Raw genomic sequence first — 6,589 nt, forward strand, 5'->3', positions numbered from 1 at the left:
ATATCCTGACAGTCCAGCCCCAATGTGAATTCCAGCAGCATTTTCCCGACCCGGTTTCATGCTGCGATCTCCTCGGACTGAGGCTGCTGAGCGTGCATCCAGTCAGCGGCGGCCTGAGCCTTGCTGGCGGCAGTGAAGATTGCGCGCGGATCATCCTTGAGCGCCCGGAGCCAGGAGGCGACGTAAGCGGCATGGTCGGGGCGCGGATGGTGCGCGATGCCGAGGTCAGCGAGGACAAACGAGGCGGTCAGCTCGGCGCAAATCTCCTCGATCGCAAGACTGTCACGCTTGAACCGCTCCGCGAAGTTGCGGTCGAGCCGGTGCTTGGCCCCTGTGGCGTGGGCCGCCTCGTGCAGCAGGGTGCCCATGTGCGCCGATGCATCGCGAAAACTGGCGAAGCCTGGCATAAAGATGCGATCAAGGTCGATCCGGTAGTGGGCATCATAGGCGCCTTCCGTAATCGGAATCTTCAGTGCCTCGACGAATGCATCAGCGTGTCCGAAGCGCTCGCTCTCGGGCAGTTGTGCCACCGGCTCGGGCTCGTATCCTTCGACCTGGGCAAGGTTGAACACCGTGAACGCGCGGGCGAACATGCGGCCAGGACCTGCCTCTGCGTCATCACGATCATCCTCGGCGCGCGATGCAGCCTGCTTCCAGAACACGACGGTGGTGCCGTGCTCACCCTTGCAGACCTGGGCCCCGAGCGAGGCCCACTGACGGTAGGTGCCCCACAGCCCGCTGGAATATGCGCTGGCCTCAGCAGCGATCCACAATGCCAGCACATTTACTCCCCGGTAGCGCTTGCGCGAGGTCACGTTCTGGGGCCGCGTGGTGGCCGCACCGTCGTGATGCCAGGGCATACGCCAGTCGCCGGCACCGGCTTCTATGGCGGCAACGATCTGGGTGGTGATGCGGGAATAGACGTCGGCGCGCTCGGCTGTCGGATGGGTCCGGGTCATGGGATATCTCCGCGACGGCCGGAGGGAATCTCTTTCCCGCTCCTTCAATCCGTCACCCTAAAATCGGCCCCTCTCCTCTCCCGCCACACCGCAAGCCGGTGTGGCGGCACCTGGCGCGATCTGGGCGAGGACAGCTTCGATCCGTGCCACCTCTGCTTGCAGCGTGACGCGCTGCGGCTCAGGAAGACGCTTCTCGCAAAGCAGTGCGCGCGCCTCGTCGGCCCCGCGCTGCCAAGCCGGACGATGCCGCTCAGCGATGCAGGCGTTGGGACAGCGGACCGGCTCACACATGGCGATCATCGGCGCGGGCGGGCCCGGTTCGGTGATCCGGTTGAGGCAGAGCGCGGTAGCGGGGTCGAAGAAGCAGTCAGCCAGCGGCCCGACGTGCAAGGTCCGCGCGAGACTTGCGAGCATCGTGCGCAGACGCGCCCGGTCGGCAATCATGGCTGGAAGCGGTGACAGATCGGCGGCGTCATCCAGCGCTGCTCCCACGCGGTATGCAGCAGGGCCGCCAAGGCGCGCGCCACCTTGCCGCTCGTCGAAATAGACAAGGATATCGTCGATCTGGCCGAGTGCCCGCTGCGCCTCGACTTCGCCGCGAAAACCCGACCGGCTGCTCCCGGCATAGCCTTCGAACGCGGCGACACTGGCGTGCTTGTACTGGATCATGCCGGCAATCGTGCCGAAGGGGCGGTTGGCGATATGCCAGGCGATGGTGCGGCGAAACTGCCGGGTGGTGATCCGCCATGGCACCCCGGCAGGGCCTAGGGGAATGACCGGGGCAATATCTGAACCGAACCGATCGTTGAGATGGTCGCGGAAGCGGTTCAGTTGCCGGACAATCTCCGAGGACACATGGGTCTTGGTGTTGACCCTGAGCGCGAGGACCGGCCACAGCGTCGTGGTCCCGCGTGCGCGTCCGGCCCGCGCGGACAGCTGCTCGAGCACGGCCACCGCTTCGGCGACCGGTGCAATCGTCACCCACTCGGCCTCCTCGCCGCGACCGAGCTTGCCCTTGTAGGCGATCGACCGGATGCGGTGGCGAAGGATGGCGCCGTCTTCGGCCCTGACCACTTGCAGGCAACCGCGCTGCATGGCCTGCAACTCGCTGTCGCGCATGCCCGAGAGGTAGGCGCAAACGACATAGGCCGCAGCCTGAAGCATGGCTTCCTCCAGCGCGAGCGCCTTCGCATCGAAGCGAGGCCGCCATGGCAAGCTGCTCGTCGGGTCGAGCGATATCGGCGTATCCATGCCGCCATCTTCCGTGCCCAGCTCGTCGATGGCAGCCGCAATCAGGTCCGGCGCACCGGTGGTCAGTCCAAGATGCATGGCCGGCTCGGACTGTGCATCGATGCCGGCGTGCAGGTGCATCAGATGGTAGTTGATCGGCGGCGTGACCTCGCCGGTCCGCTGATCGGTCCGCGTCGTACCATTGTGGGAGTTGGTCCAGATGGGAATACCGCGGCCTTGTCGCCGCAAGGTTGCTATGTATGCGTTGAGGCGCCGGCGCTGCCGCGCTCGCCGGATGATGGGATCGAGTCCGGCCTCCTGTGCGAGCAACCGGTTGCGCCTCGCTTCGAGGCGATCAAGCTCCCCGCGCGCGGCAAGGATATCGCCAGAAAAGTGGGTCACGTAGCGCAGCGACCAGGCCAGAAGCGGCGTGATGATCTCTTCGGGAATGCGCGGCGTCCGGTTCTCGCCGGCGATGTGCCTGGCACCTGCCACAGAGTACGTGTTGCGTTCCGGCCATGGCTCAAAGGAAAGGCGCGCAGTCGGCAGGTGCCGACGCAGTTCGTGGAGGTCGAAGATCACGCGCAGCAAATCTGCAGCTGCCACCGGACGCAGCCCGGCGGTGCGCAACGAGCGCGCAAAGCGGTCGACGAGTGGCTGATCGACCGGTGAAAGATCGAAACGGCCAAGCTCCGCCTTCACGAAGTTGAAAAAGCGCAGGGCCCGGTTCGCCTCGCCCCGCACCGCCGCCGGCTCAAGCTTGCGGCGATGCCCTGGCAGGTCGGTGTTGAGCCGTGCATGGAGGAACTGGCGCAGCGCATCGGCAATGGCGGGATCTTCGATGCCGCCGAAATGCACGGTGACGTGGCAGCGCCTTGCATTGTCGCGAAACACGCCGGGCGAGAGGTCCCAGCTCGGATCGCCGTAGCACGAGAGGTCCGCACGATCGAAGCCGGGGCGCAGGGCCCCGGAAATAAGCACCGGCAAGGCATCACGATCATCGGTCGCTGTGGTCTGTGACGCGATGGCAGTCATGCCCGTGCCTCAGGCGGAAGGTAGAGCGCGGGAGGATGAGTTGCGATCTGCGTGCGGGCCTGCGCCACAACGTCATCGCCGAAAGCGGGCAGGATCTGACGGGCGATGCGTGCATGGGCATGGCCGAACTTGGCGGCCCACTCGGCCTGGCCCATCGCGGTGCGTTGCTCGTCGATGAAGGCCAGGAACGCGAGGATGGCGGGCAGCTTGCGCGCGGTAATGACGGCGTTGCGGCAATCGAGGCAGCCCCAGAACGGTGTCGGGCATGGCGATCCGGCGGTGCTAAACGGACTGGTATAGAAACCGGCGCAGCTCGCGAGCCAGACGTCCTGCTCGCCGTCGAGCAGCGCAATGGTATCGTCAGTGCCGCGGAAATCGGGGTCTGTAACGGAATCGCGTAGCTGCGCTTCCTCAAGCGGTGGCAGTAGCCGCGGACCTGCAACAGCTTCCTCAAGAGCATCTACGACGGTCTGCTCGTGCAATGGCCGCAGCGACGGGACATCGGCGTAATGCCGCGCGGCAATCTCGACCGTATGCCCGACAGCAAAGCGGGTCATGTGTCCTTCGGTCTTGAGGTACCAAAGGGCCTTGTGCGTCTTGCGCAGCTGGGAGAGGCGCAGATAGAGCGGCGTGCCTGCATCATCGACGATACCGTGCCGAGCAGTCCAGGCGTCGATGGTCGAGCGGGGATGGCGAATGCCGTCGGCGATCTCGCCGTGCTGATAATAGACCCACAGGCAATCGGAAGGATTATGCGCCCGCGCCTTGGCCGAGTGTGCAATGATGCGCCGGATCAGGCCGCCCGGCGTGGTCGAGCCGCCGTCGCGCACCCGGATAGTCTTGTGTTCAGCGCCGTGCGCGCGAAGCTTGATATAGGCGATGTCCACGGTTCCGCCCGAGGCATTGCGCAGGCAATCGATGGTGAGCGTCTTGCAGCACTCGAGTTCAAGCCCGGTCTCCAGCGAGAGCAGAACGAGCAGCGGCACGATATCGGCAGCCGTGAGGTGATGGGCTGCGTGAAGGCTGATGTTCATGTCCGGAGCCGGCATGTTGCGGCTCCGGAATCGCCGGTGGAGCGCCTGCCACTCGGCATCGCGATAGTACAGCACCCCGCGTGCTTCGATGGCCGTATGGGCTCTTCGGGTCGCAGCCTCGATCTCAGGAACTTCGTCGAACCGGGGGCCAGCACGCAACCGCGCATCGATGGCGGCAAGGTCGGCGCGTGCCGCGTCGCGGAGCTGGCGGGCGACTAACGGGCTGTAAGCATCGCGCGGCCGCGGCCTCACATGGGGGTGCGAACTGACGTAGCGCAGCCGCTCGCGAAGCTCGGGGTGGATGGCACCCGCCGTATCGGTAGCGATCCGGCGAAGGACGGCAACGATCTTGGCGACCACGGTGGGAAGATGCACCCGCGACTTGCCCGCAGCTTCGAGCCAGGCCTCGAAGCCGTCGATATGACGGGCGCGCAGGTCCGCAGGGCCATCGATCCGGTCCGTTGTCGTCGCGAGGTAGGCGAAGAAGCGCGGCAGTGTGTTGGTATAGGCCTTGACGGTCGTCCGCACGATGATCGGCCCGCGCGGCGCAACCAACGAGAACAGGCCGCGGGCAAAGGCGAGCGCGAGGCCACGCGGGCGCAGGGTGGTGAAATCGACCAGCACCCCGCCGCCGTATGGGGGATCGATAGTGAAGCGCAGCGCACTGACCTGATCCCAGGGATCGGCACCCTGCGTTGCACCGTCTTGCTCAAAGCTGACCTTGCGCCCCTTCCTGGGTGAGCCGGTCATGCCGGGAGGTATCCCGGCACGCGCGCAAGCAACTCTTCGACCGCCGCATCGACGGTATCGGCGCGGGTAGCAAGATGATCGAGATAGATCGACGTGGTGGAAAGACTGGAATGGCCGAGCAGGCGTTGCACCTGCTGAAGCGGGTCGCCGAGCAACTGGCGATAGCCTTCCATGGCGCCTGCCGGTGCGGCTGCTTCGGCGAGGCGGCGCTGGATCAGCATCGCCAGCATGTGAACAGCGAAGGAATGCCTGAGTTGATGGGGGCTGACGCGAACGGGAATGCCCGCATCCGCGCAGCGGCGGCTCGCCCGGGCGAAGATCGCTTCCCATGAGTTGGGGAGCACAGGATGCCCGACCTCGGTAAGCCACAGGACGGCAGCTTCACATGGCGTGCCATCGTCGGCGCAGATGACAAACCTTGCCCGCTCGTCGGGGGTGACGACTTCCATATCCATAGTGCCGCCGCCAACCAGATGCATCACGGTCGGCAGCAGTGGTGGGCGATGTATGAAGATCGGGCGTTCGATGGCATCCCAGCCTCTGCGCGCCGTGAACTTGGAGACGGCCGAAGCGCGCTCAACCGCCATGTAGGCATCGAATGCCGACAGCAGTCGGCGTGGCAGCAGGATGGTACGGCCGCGATCACCCTTGGTCAGCGCCGCTGGAAGCTCGACCCGGCGTTGGCGCTCTGCGCGCGCATCCCCAACGGGAATCTCGGCGGCGAGCAGGAAGGAAGCTTCTTCGAGCCGCAATCCGGTCGTGACCAGCAGGTCCGCGAAAAGCGCGTTGCGCGCACCATTGCGGTCGCGTGCTCCGGGGCGCTCGGCTCCCTCGACGGTCAGGCCACGCAGTCCGACGTCCCGAAAGGCCTGGTAGTCGGCCAGATCGACAAAGCGGACATCGGACCGGCGGGCAGCGCGCTCGTAGGCTTCGTTGCGACCGGCAATGGCAGCGCGACGGCCCCCGTATGATCTTCGCCACACCTGCCGGTGGGTAAATGGGGTGCGTTCGACCAAGCCTTCGACTGCGGCCCAGCGGTATAGCTTGTCCAGCGAGGCAATCGCCCGGTTCCACGTCGATGCGGAAATCCGGAACTCCGCATCGCTGCGCCGGCGCGCGCGATAATAAGCACCGACATCATCGGCATCGGCTTGCCAGACAGTCTTGCCACGGACCGAGCCCAGGAAACGAACCCAGACCAGAATATCGTAGCCATGCGCGCGCAGCGAGTGGCGCGAACGCGCGCCGTTCAGCGGCAGGTCCAGGAAGAAGCGATCGAGGTCCGGATCATAGATCGCCTCCTCGCGCAGGATCACCGGAATGTAGGCGTCCAGGCCATCCGCTGCGCGGCGTTCCTGGATAACGATCAAGGCCCCTGAAATATCCACAGCTTGCCAGTCCCTCCCCCGGACCCCCTCCCGAATCCAGAACGCACCCGTTGCGCGCCTGCGGGACGGTGGCCATCAGGCCGGACTACGCCAGCTTATGGATAGCGCTTCATCCGGCCTGATGACCCCCTGCGTCGTGCCCGGATCATACCGTTCAATGAAGCGACAGGCACGGTGCAGACTGTCCAGATAA

General features: G+C 65.4%; 4 protein-coding genes. All 4 read right to left on the reverse strand.

Features of this window, described 5'->3' with window-relative positions; all coding sequences use genetic code 11:
• Positions 1 to 56: 56 nt before the first annotated feature.
• The 4 genes from GGQ88_RS20770 to GGQ88_RS20785 are packed head-to-tail and all read right to left on the reverse strand — an operon-like array spanning position 57 to position 6,396.
• The gene (locus GGQ88_RS20770) at positions 57 to 959 is read right to left on the reverse strand and encodes an ArdC family protein (protein WP_037485796.1); all 903 of its coding nucleotides are present in this window, start codon (positions 957 to 959) and stop codon (positions 57 to 59) included.
• Positions 960 to 1,016: 57 nt separating this feature from the next.
• Positions 1,017 to 3,224 (reverse strand): hypothetical protein, encoded by a 2,208-nt coding sequence (locus GGQ88_RS20775; protein ID WP_037485793.1) that lies wholly within the window; start codon positions 3,222 to 3,224, stop codon positions 1,017 to 1,019.
• The gene (locus GGQ88_RS20780; protein WP_067179944.1) at positions 3,221 to 5,008 is read right to left on the reverse strand and encodes a hypothetical protein; all 1,788 of its coding nucleotides are present in this window, start codon (positions 5,006 to 5,008) and stop codon (positions 3,221 to 3,223) included. The genes GGQ88_RS20775 and GGQ88_RS20780 overlap by 4 nt, the downstream gene beginning before the upstream one ends.
• Positions 5,005 to 6,396 carry a tyrosine-type recombinase/integrase gene (locus tag GGQ88_RS20785; protein ID WP_081796380.1) on the reverse strand — a complete coding sequence of 464 codons (1,392 nt, stop codon included), beginning with the start codon at positions 6,394 to 6,396 and terminating at the stop codon, positions 5,005 to 5,007. Before GGQ88_RS20785 ends, GGQ88_RS20780 begins: the two co-directional genes overlap by 4 nt.
• Positions 6,397 to 6,589 lie beyond the last annotated feature (193 nt).

The sequence above is a fragment of the Novosphingobium hassiacum genome (assembly GCF_014196055.1).
Taxonomy (GTDB): Bacteria; Pseudomonadota; Alphaproteobacteria; order Sphingomonadales; family Sphingomonadaceae; genus Novosphingobium; species Novosphingobium hassiacum.

What these genes read in the sequence shown, in the direction of transcription:
- GGQ88_RS20775 (WP_037485793.1), bottom strand. Translation starts at nt 3,224, where the DNA reads ATGACTGCCATCGCGTCACAGACCACAGCGACCGATGATCGTGATGCC.
- GGQ88_RS20770 (WP_037485796.1), bottom strand. Translation starts at nt 959, where the DNA reads ATGACCCGGACCCATCCGACAGCCGAGCGCGCCGACGTCTATTCCCGC.
- GGQ88_RS20780 (WP_067179944.1), bottom strand. Translation starts at nt 5,008, where the DNA reads ATGACCGGCTCACCCAGGAAGGGGCGCAAGGTCAGCTTTGAGCAAGAC.